15 protein-coding genes are annotated in these 24,302 nt (G+C 58.5%); 7 read left to right on the top strand and 8 right to left on the bottom strand.

All coding sequences use genetic code 11. The features are described from left to right. Positions 1-21: 21 nt before the first annotated feature. Together FTO74_RS13225 and FTO74_RS13220 are read right to left on the bottom strand one after the other, a co-directional pair. A complete protein-coding gene (locus FTO74_RS13225) occupies positions 22-3,618 on the bottom strand; it encodes a carboxypeptidase regulatory-like domain-containing protein (protein ID WP_162538566.1) in 3,597 nt (1,198 codons plus the stop codon). A gap of 307 nt (positions 3,619-3,925) precedes the next feature. Next, complete coding sequence (locus FTO74_RS13220; RefSeq protein WP_220399019.1) at positions 3,926-5,845, bottom strand: FG-GAP-like repeat-containing protein; 1,920 nt, start codon at positions 5,843-5,845, stop codon at positions 3,926-3,928. Between the two features lie 209 nt (positions 5,846-6,054). Between FTO74_RS13220 and htpG the strand changes: the two genes are divergently transcribed. After that, a complete protein-coding gene (gene htpG / locus FTO74_RS13215; RefSeq protein ID WP_162538565.1) occupies positions 6,055-7,920 on the top strand; it encodes a molecular chaperone HtpG in 1,866 nt (621 codons plus the stop codon). A 364-nt stretch (positions 7,921-8,284) separates the two neighbouring features. Here htpG and FTO74_RS13210 read toward each other — a convergent pair whose 3' ends face one another. Beyond that, positions 8,285-9,430: a PLP-dependent aspartate aminotransferase family protein gene (locus FTO74_RS13210; protein ID WP_162538564.1), complete on the bottom strand. Its 1,146-nt coding sequence runs from the start codon at positions 9,428-9,430 to the stop codon at positions 8,285-8,287. A gap of 72 nt (positions 9,431-9,502) precedes the next feature. After that, complete coding sequence (locus FTO74_RS13205) at positions 9,503-10,936, bottom strand: APC family permease (RefSeq protein ID WP_162538563.1); 1,434 nt, start codon at positions 10,934-10,936, stop codon at positions 9,503-9,505. A gap of 298 nt (positions 10,937-11,234) precedes the next feature. On the opposite strand from FTO74_RS13205, the gene FTO74_RS13200 reads away from it, so the two are divergent. After that, complete coding sequence (locus FTO74_RS13200; RefSeq protein WP_162538562.1) at positions 11,235-11,567, top strand: hypothetical protein; 333 nt, start codon at positions 11,235-11,237, stop codon at positions 11,565-11,567. Here FTO74_RS13200 and FTO74_RS13195 read toward each other — a convergent pair. Further along, positions 11,541-11,861 carry a DUF3861 domain-containing protein gene (locus FTO74_RS13195; protein WP_220399018.1) on the bottom strand — a complete coding sequence of 107 codons (321 nt, stop codon included), beginning with the start codon at positions 11,859-11,861 and terminating at the stop codon, positions 11,541-11,543. The genes FTO74_RS13200 and FTO74_RS13195 overlap by 27 nt on opposite strands. Positions 11,862-11,936: 75 nt before the next feature. Further along, positions 11,937-12,494: a cysteine dioxygenase gene (locus tag FTO74_RS13190; RefSeq protein WP_162538561.1), complete on the bottom strand. Its 558-nt coding sequence runs from the start codon at positions 12,492-12,494 to the stop codon at positions 11,937-11,939. 177 nt (positions 12,495-12,671) lie between these two features. Between FTO74_RS13190 and FTO74_RS13185 the strand changes: the two genes are divergently transcribed. Beyond that, entirely contained in the window at positions 12,672-14,138 is a 1,467-nt protein-coding gene (locus FTO74_RS13185; protein ID WP_162538560.1) for a PD40 domain-containing protein, read from the top strand. Between the two features lie 2 nt (positions 14,139-14,140). Here the strand turns inward: FTO74_RS13185 and FTO74_RS13180 are convergent, their stop codons facing one another. Next, positions 14,141-15,442 carry a D-arabinono-1,4-lactone oxidase gene (locus FTO74_RS13180; RefSeq protein ID WP_255462257.1) on the bottom strand — a complete coding sequence of 434 codons (1,302 nt, stop codon included), beginning with the start codon at positions 15,440-15,442 and terminating at the stop codon, positions 14,141-14,143. Positions 15,443-15,554: 112 nt separating this feature from the next. Next, complete coding sequence (locus FTO74_RS13175) at positions 15,555-16,463, bottom strand: FCD domain-containing protein (protein WP_255462256.1); 909 nt, start codon at positions 16,461-16,463, stop codon at positions 15,555-15,557. Between the two features lie 242 nt (positions 16,464-16,705). Between FTO74_RS13175 and FTO74_RS13170 the strand changes: the two genes are divergently transcribed. Genes FTO74_RS13170 through FTO74_RS13155 form a run of 4 tightly spaced genes read left to right on the top strand, consistent with a single transcriptional unit; the run spans position 16,706 to position 24,301 of the window. Further along, on the top strand, positions 16,706-20,065 hold the full coding sequence (locus tag FTO74_RS13170) for a carboxypeptidase-like regulatory domain-containing protein (RefSeq protein WP_162538559.1): 3,360 nt from the start codon (positions 16,706-16,708) through the stop codon (positions 20,063-20,065). A 14-nt stretch (positions 20,066-20,079) separates the two neighbouring features. After that, positions 20,080-21,813, top strand: a complete 1,734-nt coding sequence (locus FTO74_RS13165) for a beta-xylosidase (RefSeq protein ID WP_255462255.1) — start codon at positions 20,080-20,082, stop codon at positions 21,811-21,813. Positions 21,814-21,851: 38 nt separating this feature from the next. Further along, positions 21,852-23,132, top strand: a complete 1,281-nt coding sequence (locus FTO74_RS13160) for an MFS transporter (protein ID WP_255462254.1) — start codon at positions 21,852-21,854, stop codon at positions 23,130-23,132. Beyond that, a complete protein-coding gene (locus FTO74_RS13155) occupies positions 23,129-24,301 on the top strand; it encodes an L-rhamnonate dehydratase (protein WP_162538557.1) in 1,173 nt (390 codons plus the stop codon). The genes FTO74_RS13160 and FTO74_RS13155 overlap by 4 nt, the downstream gene beginning before the upstream one ends. The last annotated feature ends 1 nt before the right edge of the window (position 24,302 follow it).

Genomic DNA, 24,302 nt, shown 5'->3' with positions numbered 1-24,302 from the left:
GAGTTGCGATAAGCAATGCAGTTAGAAGTTGAACCGGCCCGAAAGCTGCAACAGTCGCGGCTGATTGAGCTGCGTCGTAATCTGCCCCACCTGCGCATTGCCGATAGCCGTATTGGGAACACCAAACTGCACACGGTTGAACAGGTTGAACGACTCGACGCGGAACTGGAACAGCACCCGTTCCGTCAGATGCGTGTCCTTGTACAGCGCCAGGTCATAGTTTGCCTGCCCTGGAGCCCGCAACGAGCTATCGAGCCGCGATTCATTGCCGAACGAGAACGCTGTCGCGGGAGCCGTAAAGGCAGCCGTATTGAAGTAAGTCGAGGTGGAGCTGGCATCGCCCAGTCGTTTCTGCACCGCGCCGCCAATCTTCTTATTCACTCCCGGCACCACGTTCGGACGCGTCGAGCCTTGCAGCGCATAGGTCGTAATGTTGTTCTGCTGCATACTGATGCCGAGAGGGAAGCCCTCCTGGAACGTCGTCACGCCATTGACGCCCCAGCCGGATACCACCTTATCCATCAGCCCATGGACATTCGAGCCGAACGCCTGCCCACGCCCGAACGGCAGCGAGTAGACATAGCTGATGACCAGCCGTTGCCGCGTATCGAACTCCGAGAGCGAGTACTCCGCACCCAGGTTCGACAGGTTCTGATACGCCGGAGCATTGCCCGTCGCCTCCAGCCACTGCGTCAGGCTCTCCGCGTTCGTCATCATCTTCGAGAACGTATACGAGCCCAGCAGCACGCCGCCCGAGTGGAACCGCTTCTCCACCTTGGCCTGTAGAGCGTTGTAGTTGCTGAAGCCCGTAAACGAGCCGGGATTGGAGATATTGCCATACTGCGGGAAGGGCCGCAGCAACTGGTTTTGCGGAACCGTCGGGTTCTGCAGATTGCCCTGCGAGATCCTGCCGTAGAGCGGATTTGTAACCTGTTTGGTCAAGAAGCAGGTCGAAGAGGGCGTGCCCTGATTACAAGCCGGATCACCCGCCGCCTGGCTCAGATACGAGGCAGGCACCTGGTTCACTCCGATGCTCACCGGCAGGTGCGATCCATGCAGTCCTGCATAGGCCGCCTCCACCGCGATTCCCATCGGCATCTGCCGCTGAACGGCAAAGTTCCATTGATACGTGATGCCGTTCTCCTCATTGGCCAGCACCGAGTTCGCAGATCCACCCAGCAGAATCTGCTGGTAAGCGGGGTTACGTCCCGGCGCTCCGGTAAGCCCACTCGGATAAGGATTATCGAGCGTAGCGGACGGAGTATTTCCGTTGTCGTTCGAGGTCACCTCAACATTGTTCACGTAGTTGATGCCGGACTGCACCGGCGAATCCGTAAACGTCAGGTCCGAGGGCAGAACGAACATGCCCCAGCCCGCACGAATGACGGTATTGTCATCAACGCGATACGCAAGCCCAAGCCGCGGAAGAAAGTCCGTGTAGTGTTCGTTGCGCTCACCCGCCGCAGGATGCTGCGGCGTGCCGACCAGGTCAAACGCACCCAACACCGGGTTGCCGCCGACAGAGATAGAGCCCAGTACTGGGTTCACCTCCGTTGGGTTGAAGGTAGCGATGCGCTGGTTGCGCTCGCGGTAGGTTCCGGGGATCTCATACCGCAGCCCCAGCGTCAGCGTCAGCTTCGGAGTAGCCAGCCATGTGTCAGAGATAAAGTAGCCCTGGTAGTAGATCGCCGTGTAAGTCGAAGGCGCGATCTGCACCGTTCCCGTAGCCCCATAGCCCAGCAGGAACGAGGCAAAGGGATTACCCGTGCCGCTCGCTGCCGACGCGCTCTTACCAGTGAACACGTTGTCGAACGCGAACGTGCCGCCCGGCGCATTGTTCTGGAAGTACTGCTGATCCAGGCGACGAAGATCCGCACCGACCTTGAGGGTATGGTTCTTCAGCGTCTTAGTGAAGCTGGGTGCAATCACGTAGTTGCTGTTGATGGATTTAATCAGACCCGTGCCGACGTTGTTGATTGTCGGGTTGGTCATCGTGATCGCGGGCACGGTCGTCGAAGGTGTCAGGTTATTCAACTGCGCAATCTGGCCGAAGTAAGACGGCAGCCCAAGCTGCGTCTCATCGTAGCCCAGCGTTCCCGGCGTGCGCTGATAGTTCCAGCGCGTGTACGAGATGCGGATATCCCCAATGGAGGTTGGGTTGAAGAGGTACGAGTCACCGGCTACGATCTGCTTGGTCGAGAAGGACTCCGGCGAGGTCTGGTCTCCGGTGATGAGACCGTTGTTATACGTCTGCGGCGCAATATTCTTCGAGTTCCACTGCGTATACCGCCCGAAGATGCGCTGCTTATCGCTCAGTGCATAGTCAACACGACCGTTGTACTGGTCGTTGTTTCCACCGGCGGTCGCATAGCGCTGGAAGTTCTGCGTCAAGGCATTGTTGGTAGGAGCAGCCCAGTAGGGGAATGCAATCAGGTTCTTCGCCACGGTGCTGAAGCGGGCCGGGTCGATGACGTTGAGTTGCCCCTTGTAAGAGAACTGCGTACGCGTGGGAGCGAGTCCCTGCCTCTGAGCGTCCGTGCAAGCGGGGTTCGAGCCAGTGCCGCAGGTCGTGAGCGGGTCATAGATCGGCGTGGAAAGAGCCGAGAAGTCGCCGCTACGCTCAGCCGCAGTGGGAACCGTGTAGTTGTACAGCAGGCCGGTCGTATTGCGATAACCCTGATAGTCAAAGAAGCCGAAGAGCTTGTCCTTGATAATCGGGAAGCTGATGTTGCCGCCGAACTGGTTCTGGTGCAGCGGGTTCTTGGCCAGCGGACTCGCGCTGTGCTTCGAGAAGTATGGCGTGGAGTTGAAGACCGTATTGCGCAGGAACTCATACGCCGTGCCATGAATGCTGTTGGTGCCAGACTTGGTCGTGATGTTGATGACACCACCGGCGTACATGCCATACTCCGCGGTGTTGTTGTTCGTCTGTACGCGGAACTCCTGTACCGAATCCTGCGAAGGCACCAGGATCGTCGCATTGCCATAGGAGATATTCACGGGCGCACCATCGACCAGTGTCGAGCTCTGGTTCGCATTGCCTCCGCCGATCTGGTAGTTACCCGCCGAGAAGACGTTCTGCCCGGTCAGGTTGCCGGAGGAGCCTCCCTGCGGCACCACGCCCGGAACCAGTCCGACCAGCGCCAGCACGTTGCGCCCATTCAACGGCATCTCGGTCACCGCGCGACCCTGTACCACCTGGCCCAGAGCCGCGTTCTCCGACTGGATGATCGGAGCCTGCGACGTGATCGTCACCTGCTCGTTCTGGGTTCCAATCTCCATCGGCACGTTGATGCGCGAGGTCAGCTCAACCTGCACCTCCACCGGATCGCGCGAGTAGTGCTTGAATCCGGCGCTGTCCACATCCACCTTGTACTGTCCCGGCTGCAGCGTCAGCACCTGGTAAGCGCCGGTGTCGTTGGTCTGGACGGTATGCGTCTCTCTGGTCGCATCGTTAGTCACAATGACCGTCGCATTGCTCACGGCGGCTCCGGTTGCATCCATCACCTGACCCACAATCGAGCCGGTCGTATTTTGCGCATAGGCTGAAGCCGCGAGCACGGAGAAGCACAGCACCCCGATATTTATTACGCGTTGAATCAATCTTGAAGTCGACATCCACTTTCCTCCCAATTGGTGCGCCGGTCTTCGTGCAATGATTCATGCGTATTATGCAATGATATTGCCGACGACCTCGAACCCTAACACTCGCATTTAAGAGAAGTCAAGGGTCAATTTTTTATCGAAAAGTAAGAGCAGATAAGCGCGTGCAACATCACCACTTGCGTCCATGCGTGAAGAACGCAGAGTGGATCGTCCGCGAGAGATGACTCACGGTGAAGACACAGTCTGCTACGCATCGTGCGCGAATCAGTCCATGCTGACAGGGCAAAATCGACTTATCTGTCGTTGCCCGGAACTCGACTTACTTCTTCTTCCTCAAGGTGGATTTCCCCCAGAAGATATACGTGCCGCTCCGTGTTGAGGTGACGATATCCATCGCACCATCGCCATTGAGATCCACTGCCAGCACATCCGATCCCACGCCGGAGTGGTTGTTGATCAGCTCCGGCACCAGGCGTGCGCCGCCCGGAGCCTTGCTGTCGCGCACCGTGCGGTACCAGTACAGCACCGCAGGTCCATAAGGATCGGGATCGTAGAAATCATCGAGATGCGACCAGTAACGCTTCCCAACCACAAAGTCCGGAATGCCATCGTCATCGACATCCGCCACAGTCGATCCATGCGGCTCCGTAAACACAACGCCGCCCGCACTTTCAGCCGCCGTCCGGCCCATCACCACATGCTTCACAAACGAGATCTCGCCCGTACTCGAACGCTTCTGCTCGAACCACGCGATCCCCCATCCATGCGCCTGAATCACAGTGACGACATCGTTCAGCCCATCGCCGTTCACGTCATAGACGCCCATCGTCGCGCCTCCAGCAGAGGTGCGACCCCAGCGCCCGAAGGCCTCCGGATGATACTTCCACAGCGAGCTTCCCGCGTTGGTCGCAGGCTGCTCCCACCACCCATAAGCCCCCAGTATGTCGGCTTTGCCATCGCCGTTCACGTCGCCGACTCCAACGCCATGCGGAGCCCACGGCCCTCGCTCCGAGACCGTATGCACAATCCACTTGCCCGTAGGGTTAGCCGGATCGACCGTCGCATACCGCATATACCCTTCGGCCTCGTACACCAGCGCAGGCTTGCCGCTGCCATCCACATTGCCCATCACGGTCTCTTCGCTATCGATCGGCGACACCACCTGGTAGTGCTCCCACCGCCGCGACTCACCCTTGGGATTCACATACAGCACCGCGCCTTCCTTGCCGCCGCCCGCATGACTGGTCGTCATCACATCCGGCCAGCCGTCGCCGGTAAAGTCATACGCGTGCTCCACCCAGTCCATCATTGAGTAGTTCGTAGAAGGGTTCACCGCCTGCGCCGGATAGATCTCCCGCGACCGCGTATAGTCCGGCCCAAAGTAGATCAGCGGCCCCGAGACGATATCCATCTTTCCATCGCGATTGAAGTCCGCGGCATCGGCCGACCAGCCGTAGTAGAACGGGTTCACCCGTTGCATCCTGAAGCGGTCGCCCGTAATCTCCAGCGGCTCTACATGCACCCCAAGATCGCGGTACGCGAGGTTACGAAACTGCACCTTGCTCCCCCCGCCTACATACAGAGCAATCGGCCCATAGCCATCCATATCCTCGGTCGCCGCGCTCACCTGCCCGCTGCCGTCGTCGAGAAACCCCCGAACAATATCCGCATCGAGCAGCAGCTCAATCTCATTCCAGTCATTGACCTTCAGCCCCGGCGCAGGCCGATCCATCGGCATCTTCACACCCGCAGGTCCACTCCGCAGCGGAGGCATCGCACGCGGCGCGTCCCCACCCGGCGCAGCAGGCGGAGCAAACCGAATCTGCCCCCCGGCGGCCCGCAGCTTCTTGCGCGCGATCTCCTTGCCACTGGCATCGAGCGTCAGGTTATAAGCTCCCAGCTCCTGTCCCTTGATGGAGACGAAGATCCCCTCCAGCCCACCCTGCTCCGTCTTATGAGCCCGCAGCAGCACGCCGGTATCGCAATCCCCCTCGCACCGGAACTGCGTATAAACCCCCGTATCCTGGTACGAGCGATCGAGCACCAGCCAGCCCGATCCGCTGGCAGAGATCACGCCATCAGCCGCCCGCCAGTCCGCACTCCCCAGCGTGTGCCAACCCGCCAGGCTCGATCCCTGAAACGTAACGTCCGGGTTGAAACTCGGCGTTTGAGCCTGCGCTCCACTAAACGTAAGCACGGCAAGGGAGGCAGCAAGATATCCGAAGCGTTTCGCCAGCATGGTGAGCCTTCTCCTTGAGACCCCGCAGGTCTCGTTTGAGAATTGCGCATTACGCAAAGGGTCTTGCGTAAAGACGCCGAATTGTAGCAGCTTGCGAGAACAATAGAGAAGCCCCAAAGTTTGAAGTCAGGCCGGACCGCCATTTACTCTTGAACCGCGGCAGAGATTCCTCTGCCGATATGTCGATTCAGAGGTTCTAATAGAGATCTATGTCGAAACGTGAATTTCAGACCGAAGTCAGCCAGTTACTGCAACTCATCATTCACTCCCTCTACTCGCACCCCGAGATATTCCTCCGCGAGCTGATCTCCAACTCCTCCGACGCGCTCGACAAGCTCCGCCACCTCACCCTCACCGACGAGGCCTTCAAGAGCATCGCCTTCGAGCCGCGCATCGACCTCGAGCTGGACGAGGAGAACCACACCCTCACCATCAGCGACACCGGCATCGGCATGGACGAGGAGGACCTGGTCTCACACCTCGGCACCATCGCCCGCTCCGGCACGAAAAACTTCCTCACCCTCCTCTCCGGCGACGCCAAGAAGGACTCCAACCTCATCGGCCAGTTCGGCGTCGGCTTCTACAGCGCCTTCATGGTCGCCGACCGCGTCGAGGTCACCTCGCGCAAGGCTGGCACCGACCAGGCCTTCCGCTGGATCAGCGACGGCAAGACCGGCTTCGAGATCGAACCGGCCGAGCGCGCCACCGTCGGCACGACGATCCTGTTGCACCTCAACGAAGAGGGCAAGGAGTACGCCAATAGCTGGCGCCTGCAGGAGATCGTCAAGAAGTACTCCAACCACATTGCCTTCCCCATCTTCCTCACCTACGACAAGAGCCAGTGGAACGAGGAAGAGAAGAAGTCCGACAAGATCCGCACCACCGAGCAGGTCAACGTAGCCAGCGCCCTCTGGCGTCGCTCCAAGAGCGAGCTGAAGGACGAGGACTACAAGGAGCTTTACAAGTCCATCTCCGGCGACTGGCAGGACCCTCTCTTCTGGTTCCACACCAAGGCCGAGGGCTCGCTTGAGTACACCACTCTCTTCTACATTCCGGCCAAGGCCCCGCTCGACCTCTACCAGGCTGAGTACAAGGTAGGCGTCAAGCTCTACGTCAAGCGCGTCTTCATCATGGACGACGCCAAAGAGCTTCTGCCCCCATACCTGCGTTTCGTGCGCGGCATCATCGACAGCGAAGACCTCCCGCTCAACGTCAGCCGCGAGATCCTGCAACAGAACCGCGTGCTCACCAGCATCCGCACCGCCAGCGTCAAGAAGATCCTCTCCGAACTGAAGAACATCGCAACCAACCAGCCCGAGGAGTATCTGAAGTTCATCACCGAGTACAACCGTCCGCTCAAGGAGGGCATCTACGGCGACTACGCCAACCGCGAGACGCTGCTCGATCTGGTCCGCTTCAAGTCCACCAAGGCCGAAGGGCTTACCAGCCTTGCCGATGTGAAGTCCCGCATGAAGGAGGGCCAGAAGAGCCTCTACTACATCACCGGCGGCTCCGAGTCTCTGTTGCGCACCTCGCCTCTGCTCGAGATCTACAAGAAGAAGGGCATCGAGGTTCTCATCCTCGACGATGAGATCGACGAGATCGTCTTCTCGGGCGTGGAGAAGTACGGCGACCTCGACCTGAAGGCGGTCAACAAGACCTCAACCAGCGAAGACCTGAAGGACGAGTCGGAGCCGGACAAGGCCGAGAACCTGAAGCCGTTGCTCGACAAGCTGAAGGCCACGCTGGGCGACCGCGTAAAAGATGTCCGCGCCTCGGTGCGCCTGGCCGACAGCCCCTCCTGCATCGTCTCTGACGAAGAAGAGCCGTCGCTGAAGATGCAGCAGATGATGCGCGCGATGGGCCAGAAGGACATCCCCGCGCTGAAGCCCACGCTGGAGATCAACCCTGACCACGAGATCGTCAAGAAGCTGCTCGCCCGTCCCGACGATGCCCTGGCCGAGGATGCCGCATGGCTTCTCTTCGATCAGGCACTGCTCATGGAAGGCGTCCCACTCCAAGACCCCGCCAACTTTGTGCAGCGCCTCAACCGCATCCTGAACATCTCGATTTAGAGAGTAGTATCCCCATCCTCACGACGGCACTATCGTCGTGAGGATGGGGAAGCAAACAATCCCCAGCCCGACTGGCCATTGTTGTTGCTTGTTCTTTTGGTTGTCATTCAGGAGCGAAGCGGAGGAATCTGCTTCTGTCGTTGTTCTTGCTTTTGCTTCTAGGGTAGGTCGGGACTTTAGCCCCGACATCAAAACCGGCCACTGACGCGGGCTTTAGCCCCGAGGCATGCTTTCTTCTCCCGGCCACAACCGCTCGTTGCTCCCCGAAAAGCGCTGAAGGCGCGCTCTATACCAGCCTAGGGCGAAGCCCTAGGTAATCGACAACGAAGGCAGATGAGGGCCGAAGGCCCGACCTATTACTATCTCAATCCTGCAAAGCCCCCCGCAGATCCTCAATCAAATCGAGCGAATTCTCCAGCCCAATCGAGAGCCGCAAAAGATTATCCGGTGTCTTCGTCCCGGCCCCTTCAATCGAAGCCCGATGCTCGATCAAACTATGCGTCCCACCAAGACTCGTAGCCCGTGTAAAGAGCTTCGTCCGCCCGGTAAAAGCAAGCGCCTCCGCCTCTGATCCACGCAACTGGAACGAAAGCACCCCGCCAAACATCTTCATCTGCCGAGCGGCAATCTCATGCTGAGGATGCTGCGGCAGCCCCGGATAATAAACCTTCTCCACCTGCGGCTGCTCTTCTAGAAACCGAGCAACCTCCAGCGCCGACGCGGACTGCGCACGCATCCGCAGAGGCAGCGTAGCCACACCACGCAGGGTCAACCAGCAGTCGAAAGGCGAAGGAATCCCCCCGCCAACCCCATACTGCTGCGCAATACGCGCCTCTTCAAAGAGCGGGTTCGAGCCATTACAAAGCAGCACACCGCCAGTCACATCGCTATGTCCTGCGATGTACTTGGTCGTGGAGTGCATCACGATATCAATGCCGTAAGCCAGCGGTTTTTGCAGAATCGGCGAGCAGAGCGTGCTATCGCAAACCGTAAAAATCCCCCGGCTACGCGCCAGTTTCGCAACGGCTTCGAGGTCCGTAATACGGAGCAGGGGATTCGACGGCGTCTCCAGCCAGAGGAGCTTTGTATCAGGACGAATCGCCGCTTCGATGTTGCTGATATCGCTGGGATCGACGAGGGTTACATCCAGCAATCCGCGGGATTTGCGGTGTTCGAGCAGCTTGCGAAAGCCGTGGTAGACATCGTCAGTGACGACGACGTGATCGCCGTGCGCGAGCGACTCGACCACCGCGCCAGCCGCGCCTAATCCTGAAGAAAACGCGATGGCCTGGTCCGCGCCCTCGAGGGCTGCGAGGCAGGTTTCGAGCGCCTGTCTATTGGGGTTATTGCTGCGCGAGTAGCTGTAGCCGCGCGGGAAACTGCCATCGGTATCGCGCTCGAAGGTGGTCGCAAGATAGATCGGCGAGACCACCGCGCCGGTAACCGGATCGACGGGCTGGCCTGCGTGGACTGCTAGGGTCTCGGGGTGGACGTGGGGCTTAACGCTCATGTTTCACGATCATAATGGATGGATAGAACACGGTGTTTTGTCGGTGTGACGCGGTGGAGTGACGGTGTGGATCTACGGTGTTTGCACTATTTTGGGTGCAAATGGCCACTCGCGCCGGACGCGGGACCGGATGAAGAAGATGAGTGCTCCGCTGATCGCGACGACGGCCCCGTAACTCAGCTCGCGGGAGGCGTCGGGGCGCGAGAAGAGGATGAAGAAAAATCCAGTCAGCGCGAAGAGCGGAGGCAAGGGGTAGAGCCAGATGCGGAAGGGACGTGGCCGGTTCGGCTCGCGCTTGCGCAGGACCATGACGCCGACCTGTTGCAGTACGAACTGCAGGATGATGCGGATGGTGACCAGCGCGGCGATGACGTGGCCGAGGTCGAAGAAGCAGAAGAGCGTGGAGGCCGCGCCCAGCGCCAGCAGAGACAGGTGCGGGAAGTTGTGCTTGGAGTGCAGGCGGCCGAAGATGCGGAAGAAGTTGCCGTCGAGCGCCGCGACGTAGGGGACGCGGGAGAAGGCCAGCAGCAGGGCGAAGACCGAGGAGAAGGCCGTCCAGATGACCAGCCCGGCGAGGACACGTCCGGCGGTGGTGCCGAGGGTGCGTTGCAGCATGACGGCTACGACGGCGAGGCGGCTGTTGCCGGAGGTCGCGGTGGCCAGCTCCTGCCAGGGGATGACGCCGAGGACGCTGACGCTCATGAGCAGGTAGAGCGCGGCGATGACGAGGATGGAGATGAGGACTGCGCGGGGGATGTTGCGGCCGGGGTTCTTGATCTCGCCGCCCATGAAGCAGACGTTGTAGTAGCCCCAGTAATCGTAGGTGGTAATCAAGGTGGCTGCGCCCAGGGCCTCGAAGAACGCGGGGCGCAGGGTGAAGGCTCCGGGGGGGAGCGAGAAGGCCATGTGGGCGTTGAAGTGGGTGAGTCCGGCAAAGATGACGATGCCGATGGTGAGGAGCATTCCGGCCCAGAGGACCCAGGCCATGCGGGTGATGGCGCGGACGTTGCGGTAGAGCAGGATGACCATCAGGACGCAGGTTCCGGCGGCTACGAGCTTGGTTCCGGCGATGTGGGAGAGTAAGCCGGTTGCGACCGGGCCTTGGTGGAGGGAGGGCCAGAGGTAGGCCGCGTACTGGGCCAGTCCGATGCAGCCCGAGGCGATGGAGAGCGGGGCGCTGAAGCAGAGTTGCCAGACGTAGAGGAAGGATGCGAGGCGGCCACCGCTCTGGGGGCCGTAGATTTCGCGGAGGAAGGCGTAGGAGCCTCCGGCTTCGGGCATGGTTGCGCCCAGCTCGGCCCAGACCAGGCCGTCGCAGATGCCGATGAGGGCTCCGATGATCCAGCCGAGGAAGGCCTGGGGGCCACCCATGGCGGCGACGACCAGGGGCAGGGTGATGAAGGGGCCGATGCCCACCATGTTGAGCATGTTGAGCGAGATGGCGCTGCCGAGACCGACCTGGCGGGTGAGGGCTGGTTGGCTTGGGGGGGCGGGTTCGCTGGGCATAGTTATGATCGTAGTACTTCGTACCGTTCTCGGGGTGGTATGGGGGAGTGATCGGCATGGGGCCTCCCGTTGATCGGCAGCGAGCATTGTTATTTCCGACCAACGGGAGGACCCTTATCTCTTGAGTTATCGAGACAAGGTATACGCGTCACGAAGTGACCGCTCCGCGCGTAGCGGGTCCGTCCGGCAGGACGTTTTTGCAGCTTTTACAATAGAGTTCCTCAGCGGCTCAAGGCGTGCCCTTAGTGGTCGTGGTGGGGTTGAAGAAAGCATACCTCGGGGGCTGAAGCCCGCTTTGATGGCGGGTTTTAATGTCGGGGCTAAAGCCCCGACCTACCCCAGGAGCAACGGCAACGACGAGAAGCAACGGCAAGAGCAAGAGCAACGGCAAGAGCAAGAGCAACGGCAAGAGCAACGGCAAGAAGCAGATTCCTCCGCTTCGCTCCTGAATGACAACCAAAAGAACAGGCAACAACAACGAATCCAAAACAAGCAACAGCAGCGAAACAAAGGAACGGGCGTTAGTCGCGAAACACAAGAACGGGCAACAACAAATTACAGAACCGGCAACGGTGAGAACGCCGGTTATGCGGGAGAGGTTGCTTTAAGAGTTGGAGTTGGGGCCGCCTAGTGCTTTGAGGCGTTGGATGAACTCGCGGATGGGGAGCAGAATCGGCTCGAAGAGGGGGTGCTTGCGGTTCTGCAAAGCTACCTCGGCGAAGAGCTTGAGGCCGATGATCAGGGCCGCGGAGTCGTCGGGCGAGAGGATCTGCTTGTCTTTGGTGCGGGCTGCAATCTCGAAGAGATCGTCGTGGTTTTGTACCTCGAACTGGAGCGGGTGGCCAAGGCCGGTGCTGGTCTGTTCTCCTTCGAGGGCTTCCACGGTGATGCGATAGCGGTAGGCGTTCATTGAGGTCCTTTCCATGGCGGAGTATCGCGTGGGCTCCGTCTTTGGTTCGATGATCGGGGTTGGGAAAGGGACTCTCCTTTTGCATGCGGGTTAGTTGCTATAGCCGGAGATGAACTGGTGGCGCGTACCGTCGAGTTGGAAGGTGGAGCGAGGGAGCTTGCCGATGTTGGCTCCGTAGATGTGGATGCTGATGGATGGTTGATCTGCAAGGGCATTTGAGACGCGGTGCAGGTCGCCGGTGTCCTCGGAGACGGCGTCGACCATGCCTTGTGTGAGCAGGATGGGGTCTCCTTCGGGGAGCAGTGAACCATCGGGTTGCTGGGCGTAGCCCTGTGAGTGCTCCGCGCCGCGGAGGATGCCGATGAGGCCCCAGACGGTGTGGTTGTGGATGGGGGTCTGCTGGCCTGGGCCCCAGACGAAGCTGACGATGGAGAAGCGGTCCTGCGGGTCGGCGTGGAGGAGGTACTGGCTGTAGCGGGTGGGGCTGGCGATGGCGTACTCGGAGGGGAGCCAGTCGTCCTGGGCGATGAGCTGGGCCAGGAGCGGGGTGCCCTGGGTGAGGATCTCGCGGTCGGGGAGGGCGGCGTCGATGAGCTTTTGGAACTCATCGAGAAAGGCCATGAAGCGAGGGTGGTGGACGTTGGCCATGGTTGCGGTTTCCTGTGAGGGAGAGATTCGATGGGGCAATGATAGTCATTTCCCCGTACAATTCGTTCGCCTGGATTTTTTTATTGTCGCTTGCTTCTTGAAAAGGTATGGAGGTTATTTGTGCTCAGAAGATTCGCGCGTGTGGGTGGAGTTCTTTTTGCTGGTCTGCTTGTTTGCGTGGGATCGTTGGTTGCTCAGAGTGCGTTGGGGATCTTTGAGGGGCAGACGGATATTGGCAGCGTGACTCCAGCGGGTACGGCGGCGTATGACGCGGCGGCTGGGACGTATACGATCGCCGCGGCTGGGGCCGATCTTTGGGACGCGAGCGATAACTTCCACTTTGTCTGGAAGAAGGTTTCGGGAGATGTGGCGCTGACGGCCGATGTCACGTTTCCCGATACGGCGGGGACGCACTATCCGCGGCGCAAGGCGATGCTGATGGTGAGGCAGGGGCTGGATACGGATAGTCCCTATGTGGCCGTGACGCAGCATGGTGTGGGGGCTACGGTGTTGCAGTATCGCCGCGTGAAGGGCGGGGGGACGCAGGATATCGAGGTAAGTGTAGCCGCGCCGAAGCGGATTCGGCTGGTGCGGCGTGGGGATGCGGTGACGATGTTCCTGAGCGCCAATGGCGAGCCGCTGCACCAGGTGGGGGCGTCGATGAAGGTGCGGCTGTGGGACTCGTTTTATGTGGGGCTGGGGGTGTGCTCGCACGATGCGAAGGTGACCGAGAAGGCGGTCTTCTCGAATGTGAAGTTGGAGACCTCGGTGGTCTACAGCACGTTGCAGACGATGGCGATCGATCCGGCGTTTCTTCAAGCCAAGGTGGTCTATACGACCGAGGGGCGGATGGAGGCTCCTAATTGGACCAGGGATGGGCAGTCGCTGATCTTCAATCAGAACGGGAAGATGATGATGGTTCCGGTGAAGGGTGGGGAGCCGAAGGTGATTGATGTTGGGGCGGCGGTGCGGTGTGGAGGGAGTCATGGGTTGTCGCCCGACGGGAAGGAACTGGCGATTACCTGCGCGATGCTGGATAAGCCGGAGACGCGGGTGTATGCGGTGCCGATGAGCGGGGCGACGCCGGGTGGGACGCCGAGGATGGTGACCGAGCATGGATCTTCTTACTGGCATAGCTGGTCGCCGGATGGTAGGACCATTGCGTTTACTCGGCCCGCGCATGGGTCGGGGGATATCTTTGTCATCCCGGCGGCGGGTGGGGAGGAGAAGCAGATTACTTCTGGGGAAAAGCTGAGTGACGATCCGGATTATTCTCCTGACGGGAAGTACATCTACTTCAACTCGGATCGGAGTGGGGGGATGCAGATCTGGCGGATGAAGACGGATGGAAGCGTGCCGGAGCAGATCACCTTCGACGAGATGGTGAACTGGACACCGCATGTCTCGCCCGATGGGAAGTGGATGGTATTTCAGAGCTATCCGGCGGGGACGACGGGGCATCCGACGAATACGGATATTGCGGTGAGGATCATGTCGCTTGAGGACAGGAAGGTGCGGACGCTGGCCAATGTGGTGGGCGGGACGGGCATGATGAATGTGCCGTCGTGGGCTCCCGATAGCAAGCACCTGGCGTTTATGACCTACCTGCTGATGCTGCCGGAGGAGACCGGCAGCATCAGGTAGAGCTAGGCGCTGTAGAGGTTGGTGTTGAGGAAGTGGTTGCGGAACTTGCCCTTGGGATCGTACTTCGCGAGGAGGGCTTTGAAGTCCTTCATGCGGGGGTAGTGGGCCTGGATCTGCGCGGGAGGCATCGTGAAGGTCTTGGCCCAGTGGGGGCGCGGGTCGAAGGGGGCCAGCTTGGCCTCGATCTGTGGGAGGATCTGCTTGATCGCGGGCCACTCGCGCTTCCAGGTGAAGTGAAGGGCGAGCGAGGGGCGCTGGTAGGCCATGCTGAGCCAGAGGTCGTCGGGGGCGATGGTGCGCAGCTCGGTGACGAAGAGGTGAGGGGTGATCTGGTCGCGTAGCTGCTCGACGGCGAGAATGGCCTCGTAGGCGCGGTCAAGGGGGACGAAGTACTCGCTCTGGATCTCCGCGCCCTGGCTGGGGGTGAAGTTCATCTTGAAGTGCGGGAGGCGCTCGTACCAGGGGCCGGGGACGCCGAGTTGGTCGGTGCAGTTCTCGGCTGAGACGCCGGAGATGGGGTGGAGCTTTTTGGTGGCGGCGGTGGCTCCGTAGAACTGGGGGGAGATGTGGGTGGCGTTGCCGCCGTCGGTGCGGCGCTTGATCCAGACCTGGGTGGCGCGGTGGTGCTGCCAGTCGGTGAAGAGGCTGACGGAGTAGCCGCTGGAGTAGATGGGGATGAGGTTGTGTTGAAGCTCGTCGAAAGATAGGTTTTCGTAGAGGACCTGGGTCATCTCGAAGCGAGGCTCGACCGCGAGGGTGATGCGGGTGATGATGCCGAGCGCGCCGAGGCCCACGACTATGCCGGGGAAGTCGGCGTCGTGCTCGCGGGTGAAGGTCTTGAGGGTGCCGTCGGGGAGGACGATCTCGATGGCGCGGACGGCGGTGGAGAGGTTGCCGTTATGGAGGCCGGAGCCGTGCGTGGCTGTGGCGCAGCCTCCTACGACCGAGATGTGTGGGAGAGAGGCCAGGTTGTGGACGGCGAAGCCGCGGCTGTCGATGTAGGGGGCGAGCTGGCCGTAGGTGACTCCGGCTCCGACGGTGACGGTACGGGCTGTGGTGTCCAATTCGATGGAGTCGAGGTGCTGGAGGGAGACCTGCTCCTCGGTGCTGTCGGCGATGTCGTTGAACGAGTGGCGCGTGCCCAGGGCCTTGAGGTGAGTGTGGGCGGCGATGAGGTGTTTGACCTCTTCGGGGTTCGCGGGCAGGTCGAGGTGATCCGTGCTGTAAGTGAGGTTGCCCGCCCAGTTGGTGCGGGCTGTGGCGGCTTCGGCCAGGGGGAGTTTTGAGAGAAGGCTGCTACCCATTAGTGCTCCTGAAGACTTGAGAAACTCACGCTTGTTCATCATTCCATACCTTCCACTCAGATAGCAGCCGCGGCGAACGCTCGGATAAAGATTGCCCGCAAGGGAAACAGGTTCAGATGTGTTTCGTCAAGGTGCGACGTATGGATTTGCGAGGAGGCTGGGTGGCGGCTAGTTTGGTTGCGGGTGTTTTGGTGGCTCGCGGCGATTTTGGTTGTACCGCTAGCGTGGTGGTGGCCATGTGGTTGCGAAGGGTGCGGGCCTTTTCCTGCTCGCGGCCGAGGGTGAGCAGCTCATTAGCGTCGGTGAGGTGCGCGGTCATCAGGCGCGCGGCCAGGGGGGCGTCGCGCTGCTCGATGGCGGCCAGGATGGGCTTGTGGAAGGCGACGGTATGCTCAAGGTCTACTAGCTGCGAGGTCACCATAATCATGTTGAGCATGGCGCGATGAATGGTGTGGAAGAGGCGTCCCGTGAGGCGATTGCCGGATGCCTGAAAGATAGCTCGGTGAAAGAGAAGGTCTGAGGCCACCAGCTTGACGCGGTCGCGCTCGCTGTTTTCGAGGTCGGCGATGGATTGGCGGAGGAGGGCGATGTCGTCGGAGTTGGCGCGCTCGGCGGCCTTGGCTGCAAGGGCCGGCTCCATGAGGAAGCGTAGCTCGGTTAACTCTTGTACGGATGTGTCGTCGAGTAGGAAGAGGAACTCCATGGGGACGGCGAGGACGGAGGAGGCGTCGCGGTTGAGGTAGCTGCCGTCGCCGACCTTCTGGGTGATGACGCCCATGATCTCGAGCACCTTGAGGGCCTGGCGCAGGGAGGAGCGGGCCACCTTGAAGTGTGCCGCAAGCTCGCGCTCGGGCGGCAGCTTGGTGCCGGGCGTGAGGATGCCTTCGCTCAGCATCTGCTGAAAGCGAAGGATAAGCAGATGTGTGACGTCGTCCTTGTTGTTCAGGACCTGCTTCGCACTGGCCATCTGGAGATTCCGCCGGTTGTTCATCGTCCCATAGTGCTTGGGTTGGACTGACAAAGTCAAAGCCTTCAGCGCTATATGAAAATCAATAGGTAGTACCTATTGACGATGGAATGATCGTTGTTGTGGGGATATTTTTGATTTGTGGGTAAATGTCCGCGCATGTGGCGATAGACCAAAAAAATAAATGATGGAACGGTGTTGACAGGAGAGTTTTATAGGTACTACCTTTGTGCGCGTTTGCGAAAGCAATAGATGGCGATGGCGTGGATAAGTCTGCGGTAAGGAGAGCCATAAAGATGAAAGATTTCGTTAGAGCGGTAAAGCTTGGGGTCTTCGCAATGATGTTGACGGTATTCGTCAACTCGGCGATGGCGCAGGTGGAGCAGGGGCGCTTTGTAGGCCGGATCGTGGATACGCAGGACTCTGTCATTGTCGGCGCGGCGATCAAACTGACTAATACGGGAACCAACATTACGCAGAGTGCTGTGACAGATGGCAGCGGCAACTATGTCGTGACGCCGGTGCAGGCGGGCTTGTATTCGCTTAGCGTGACGGCGCCGGGATTTCAATCGATCACTACCTCGAAGATCGAGGTACAGGTCGGGCAGATTGTGCGTGAGGATCTTACGCTGAAGGTGGGTGAGTCTACGATCTCGGTAGAGGTGAGCACGGGCGCACCTTTGCTGACGACGGACTCAGCCACGGTAGGGCAGGTGATTACGAATGCACAGTTGACCGGCCTGCCGCTGAATGGGCGCGGGTTCTATCGGTTGGCGGAGTTGACTCCTGGAGCATCGTTGCAGGCGGCTACGGGTAACTCGTTGGCGATTCGGCCTGAGATTGTGAATGGGAATGTCATCAGTGGTATTCGCGGAAGTGCCACGTCGTTCTTGCTGGACGGTGTGGACGTTAGTGAGCAGCACCAGGGCGGTACGTTTATCCAGACCTCGATTGATGCGCTGCAGGAGTTTTCGGTGCAGCAGAGCCCGTACTCTTCGGAGTACAACCGCGGTGGCGCGTTCTTCAATGCGACGGTGAAGAGCGGCACGAATAAGTTTCACGGCGGCATCTTCGAGTTCATCCGCAACGATAAGCTGGACGCGCGTAACTACTTTTTGACGCAGAGGCAGATCCTGAAGCGAAACCAGTTTGGCGGCGACCTGGGCGGGCCTTTGTCGATACCGCATCTGTATAACGGCAAGGACAGGACGTTCTTCTTCTTCAACTATGAGGGGCAGAGACTGCGTCAGGGGCTGCCTGAGGCGATGGTTGTGCCGACCGATGCTCAGCGTGGCGGCAACTTCGGATCGAAGACGATCTATGATCCGTCGACTACCTGCACTGTCTCGCTGACAAATGCCTGCTTGAGCAATGGCGCGACAAGCACTACACCGATTGGTACTACCGTTCGGTTGCCCTTCACTAACAACACGATTCCGAGTGGAAGGCTGGCATCGCAGGCGCTGGCGATTCAGGCCTATGAGCCTACCTCGTCAACGGGAACTTTTACTTATGCTCCCTCGCAGGCGATCGACTTCGATCAATATACGGTGCGTCTCGATCATCAGATCAACGCGAGTAATCGGCTCTTTGCGCGGTGGATTTATGTAACTAATCACGAGGTGGATCCCAACTCTTCGCCCTTGCTGGGAACGGCCAAGTTGAGTTCGATTGGGCAGGATATTGCACTGGGGGTTATCACGAATGTGGGGACGCATATGGTGAATGAGGCGCGTGTTCACTATCTTCCGAGCCATGTGCGGTTGTCAGCGTTTTTGCAGGGACCTGACTATAACGCGATGTTCGGTGTGACGGGGCTGAGTGCGCAGCTGAGAAATGGAAGTGGGTCTTTCCCGGACTATAACTGGAGTGGTTATAGTCAGTTGCTGGGGTCGGCCTTCGATCAACGGCCTAAGTCGCAGGACCGCAAGGTGGTGGAGGGTACGGAGAACTTTACGATCCTGAAAGGGAAGCAGTCGATCAAGTTTGGTGTGCTGTTTCGTTATTACCAGTGGCTGGGGTATGACAGCGAGACTTATGCGGGGCAGTTTACCTTTAACGGGAGTGAGACTGCGCTGCCTGGCAAGGCTGGGACTGGAGATGCTTATGCGGACTTTCTGCTGGGCTATCCTTCTTCCGTGGCGCGTGCTTATCCGGCTCAGAACTTTGGTGGACAGCAGATCTACAAGCAGTTCTTCTTTCAGGATGATATTCGAGTAAGTGATCGACTTACGATTAATGCCGGTCTCAGGTATGAATACTCGCCTTGGCTGGATGGTTATAAGGGCCAGGTGGGTACGTTCGATCCTACTCAGACGAAGCCGATTATTGTTTCTGGTTCGGGTACGGTTCCGGATCTTAGCTCGCAGCTTGCCGCTCCGGCGGCTTACCAGTTCTTCGGTCAGTACATACAGACGAGTAGCTCGGCTGGGTTGCCTTCGAATATTACTTATACGGATAAGAGACAGTTTGGGCCGCGTGTTGGTTTCTCGTACTCGGCTACGAAGAAGACTGTAATTCGCGGAGGCTTCGGCATGTTTTATGAGCCGGAGGGATCGAGCGGGCGCGTCAATTTGAATATGCTGCCGTTCCGGCTTGCGGAGACGCAGAACCAGACGACCAATGTGGTTCCTACGCGTACGCTGGGTAACTTCTTCCTGGGGACGGCTTTGGGTTCGGCGACAGCTAACCCGACGCTGGCGCCATCGAAGGTGCACATGAACATGGGTTATAACGAGCACTATAGCCTTGGCGTTCAGCAACAGCTCACACAGAACGACGTGCTGGAAGTGAGCTATGTCGGGAACCATGGTGTGGATCTGAATGGGACCAATGACTTCAACGATCCGAAACCTGGAGCGGGTGCAATTCAGGCGCGGCGGCCCTATCAGCCGTGGGGGACGATTAACTTCTTCACGCAGGATACTTCGACGAACTATAACTCGTTGCAGGCTAAGGTGGAGCATCGGACAGGTTATGGATTGACGGGTCTAGTGGCTTATACGTGGTCGAAGTTCTTCCAGTTCAATCAGTCGCCTGGGCTGGGTGGTAACTCGGGGTATGAGTATGCAATCTCGCCCTATGACACGCCGCAGAATCTGGCGCTCAGTGGTAGCTATGAGTTGCCGTTTGGGAAGGGACGGCGGTATCTGAACCATGCGAACGGGATTGTGAATAATACGCTGGGGGGATGGCAGATCCAGACGATTATTGCAGTACGGAGTGGCGTGCCGTTTACGCCGGTTGTCTCGACTGATGTTGCGAATACAGGTGTAGCGAATCAACGTCCAAACCTGAATCCGGCTGGTGGAACGCCGCATTTTCACCCCACGGTGGCGCAGTGGTTTGATCGGGCCAAGTATGTGGATGCGCCGCAGTATCAGTATGGAACGGTACATGCCGATGTGGAGCGCTCGGACCTGTATCGGCAGTACGATGCCTCCATCTTCAAGAACTTTGCGATGCCGCATGAGAGCACGCTCTCGTTCCGGGCGGAGTTCTTCAACCTGACGAATACCACCAGCTTTAGTGCTCCTAACTCGAGCATCACCTCTTCGGCTGTCTTGACTACGATTGACTCGGCTGGTGGGGCGCAGGTTACCAGCACCTCGGTTCCGTCGCGTGATATTCAGTTTGCGCTCAAGTACAACTTCTAAACGTGAAAGGAAGCATGATGACGGGTTTGAAACGCGTGGTCTTATTGGGGGCGCTTACTGCTGAGGTTCTGGTTGCTATGACGATGCTGGCTCAGGGGACGGTGCCTGAGCCGGTGGCGTCGTCGAGCCAGCCGCCAGTTTCCATTCAGGTGGATCTGACGAAGAAGGTGGGGAGTTATAAGCCGATCTATAGCTGGTTTGGATATGACGAAGCAAATTACACCACCATGCGTCATGGCAGGGAGTTGCTTGGGGAGTTACATGATCTCAGTCCGGTGCCTGTGTATATTCGCGCGCACCATCTACTGACTTCGGGTGATGGCAAGGCTGAGCTGAAATTCAGCTCGACCAATGTTTATAGCGAAGATGCGAATGGTAAGCCGATATATGACTTCAAAATTCTGGATGGCATCTTCGATACCTTCAAGGAGAAGGGTGTAAGGCCTATGGTGGAGCTGGGTTTTATGCCGAAGGATCTTGCGGCTGATCTGCCGAATCGGCATGAGCCTTACCAGGTGCACTATCCGGGGTCTGCGATCTCGGGTAAGTCGAATAATCCGCCTAAGGACTATGCGAAGTGGGGCGAGTTGGCTCGTGTGGTTACGGCGCATTTGGTGGAGCGGTATGGCAAGGAGGAGGTGCTGAAGTGGTACTTCGAGGTGTGGAATGAACCGGATATTGATTACTGGCATACGTCTCCTGAGGAGTATTGGAAGCTGTATGACTATGCGGTGCTGGGGGTAAAGACCGCGCTGCCGGGGGCGAAGGTAGGTGGGCCTGCGACAACCAGCCCAAGGAATCCGAAGGCCAATCTCTTTTTCAAAAACTTCTTGGAGCATGTGAACTCGGGTAAAAGCGCGGCTAATGGTAAGCCGCTGCCGATGGACTTTATCTCGTTCCATGCGAAGGGACTGCCGACGATCAAGGACGGCAAGGTGACGATGGGGATTCAGAATGAGATGAACGATGCCGATAAGGGGTTTGCCCTAATCGCGTCGTATCCTCGGTTCAAGAATCTTCCGATCATTATTAGCGAGGCCGATCCTGAAGGGTGTGCGGCGTGTTCGTCGAAGGTGAATCCGGCGAATAACTATCGCAATGGGACGTTGTATCCGGCTTATACGGCTACGGCCTTCAAAGGGCTGTTTGAGTTGCAGGATCGGCATGGTGTGAACCTGCTCTCGATGTTGAGCTGGTCGTTTGAGTTTGAAGATAAAGACTACTTTGAAGGATTTCGCTCGTTGGCTACGAATGGGATCGATAAGCCGGTATTGAATGTGTTTCGTATGTTTGGGTTGATGGCTGGTGATCGTGTGAGCACGAGCAGCACGGGGCAGGTGCCGCTGGATACGCTGGTGAACGCGGGTGTGCGGCAGGCTCCGGATGTGGATGCGCTGGCTACGCGTGGCGATAGAGAGGCGGCGGTGCTGGTGTGGAACTACCATGACGTCGATGGCGCTGCGGAGGCTACTCCGACGACGGTGACGATCAGCGGGATTCCCGCGGAGGTGCATCGGGTGCTGCTTCAGCACTATAGGCTGGATGATACGCATAGTAATGCTTATACGGTTTGGCTGGGGATGGGGTCGCCGCAACATCCTAGTACAAAGCAGTATGCCGAGCTGAAGGCTGCGGGGCAGTTACAGCTTCTTACTTCGCCCGAATGGTTGGATGTAAGTGATGGGCAGGTGAAGGTAGTTACAGAGATGCCGAGGCAGGGTACATCGTTGATGCACTTGATTTGGTAGATGAGAACGGTAGATCAGCAGAGGTGTAGATGACCTTCTTGTCGAAAACAAAGCAGGATGAGGCACTAAGCAGCGAGAGTAAATTTCGCTGGTACGCTGTTGCGTTGGTTACGGTTGCGATTGCGATTAGTTACTTCGATCGGCAGACGCTGCCGGTTGCCATCGCGGCGATCCAGCGGAATATTCCCATCTCCAACCAGCAGTTCTCTTATTTGCAGACAGCGTTTCTGCTCTCTTATGCGGCGCTCTATGCGGTGGGTGGGAGGCTGCTGGATCGGTTGGGAACGCGGCGCGGGTTCATGCTCATTATGCTGTGGTGGTCGATCGCCTGTGCGCTGCATGGTCTGGCTTCGGGATTCATGTTGTTGCTGGGAGCGCGTTTTCTGCTGGGCATGGGGGAGGGGGGAGCGTTTCCTGCTGCGGTACGTGTGGTTGCTGAGTGGATTCCGCCGGAGGAGCGTTCGACGGCTGTGGGAATTATCAATGCGGGAACGGCGGTGGGGTCCGTGCTGGCTCCGCCGTTGATCGGGTTGGTGTTGCTACATAGTGGATGGAGGGCTGTCTTTATTTCGGCGGGCACGCTTGGGTTGGTGTGGGTCGTGTGGTGGATCTTGACTTACAAGAGTAACTCGCTGACTTTGTCGGATAACACGGTCGATGCCCGGTTACTTGGGGAGCAGCTCAGCTTTGGGCAGATCATTAGTATTCATAGCGTGCAGGCGATTGTCTTCGCTAAGTTTATGAGTGACTCGGCATGGTACTTTTTGCTCTTCTGGCTGCCGAAGTATCTTTATGATGCGCGTGGCTTCGATATTAAACAGGTGAGTTACTATGCCTGGATTCCTTATGCTGCTTCGGGTGTAGGCAGCTTTCTTGGGGGATACTTCTCGAGTAGGTTGCTGCATCGGGGGTATTCGCTGGATACGGCGCGTAAGTGGGCGTTGGGGCTGAGCGCGCTGTTTATGCCTGTGGTGATGCTGGTGCCGTTGGTTCCGGTGCAGCTTGCTATTCTGCTGTTCAGTCTTGCTTTCTTTTGTCAGCAATCCTGGTCCGGCCTGATTATGACGCTGCCCGCGGATATCTTTCCGCTCTCGGCGGTGGGTACGGTATCGGGTCTGGTTGGGTTTGGCGGCGCGATTGGAGGGGCTATCTTCGGTGTTGTTGCCGGATATCTGCTCGGCCACGGCTTTGGCTATGGGACGTTGTTTGTCCTGGTAGGCACGTTTCATCTTATCGGCTTTCTTGCCATTCTCTTGTTCGCCGGCAGGATTCAACCGCTTCGCAGCACCGACCTTAGGGAGATAGAGAGCAGAGTATGAAGATCACTGAAATCCGCACGCGTGTCGTTCAATGGGAAGGAAAGACGGTGCCGCTTCCTCCGCACTTTTGCACCAACCCTATGGATCTGGTGGCCTTTCGTGAGGCTTCGATGGGTAACTTTGCGTTTCATGGATGGGTGGTTGTCGAGATCTTTACCGATAGCGGGTTGGTGGGGATTGGGAATGCCGCACTCTCGCCGCTGGTGACGAAGACTTTGATTGATACTTATCTGAAGCCTGTGTTGATCGGTAGTGACCCCTGGGATACGGAGTATCTTTGGCAGCAGATGTATCGGCGCACGATGGCGTTTGGGCGCAAGGGTGTGGCGATGACGGCGATCTCGGCGGTGGATATTGCTCTGTGGGATCTGCTGGGCAAGGATACGAAGCAACCGGTGTATCGGCTGCTGGGCGGGAGGACGAAGGAGAAGATTCCGGTCTATGCCAGTCGGCTGTACGCGATGCCGCTCGATGAACTACGCGCGGAGGCGCAGCGGTATAAGGACGAAGGCTATACGGCGATGAAGCTGCGATTTGGCTGGGGGCCGATTGATGGCGCTGCCGGGATGCAGAAGAATCTGGAACTGGTGCGTACGGTGAGGGAGGTGATCGGGGATGGGATCGACCTGATGACCGATGCTTACATGGGTTGGACTCTCGACTATGCGAAGCGCATGTTGCCGCTGTTGGAGCGGTTCAATTTGCGATGGCTGGAGGAGCCGGTGATTCCGGATGATACGAGGGGGTATCAGGAGTTGAAGGCTTATGGGCGGGTGCCGATTGCGGGGGGCGAGCACGAGTTTACGATCTTTGGGTTTCGCGCTCTGCTGGAGGCCAATGCGCTGGACTATATCCAGTTCGATACCAACCGCGTGGGTGGGATAAGCCAGGCGCGGAAGATCTCGGCGCTGGCGGAGTCGTTTCAGGTGCCGGTGGTGCCGCACGCGGGGCAGATGCATAACTACCATGTGGTGATGGCTAGCCTGAACTCGCCGATTGCGGAGTTCTTTCCGCAGGTGGATGTCGAGGTGGGCAATGAGTTGTTCTGGTACATCTTCGATGGGGAGCCGGTGCCGACGAATGGGTATATCGATCTGGACGAGAGTGTGCCGGGGCTTGGACTTACGATCAATGAAGAGTCGTTGAAGCGGTTTACGGTGATTGGGTAGG

Origin of the sequence: Granulicella sp. WH15 (genome assembly GCF_009914315.1) — a bacterium.
GTDB lineage: Bacteria > Acidobacteriota > Terriglobia > Terriglobales > Acidobacteriaceae > Edaphobacter.
The sequence above is the reverse complement of the archived record's forward strand: the minus strand, read 5'-3'. Positions and strand labels throughout refer to the sequence as shown.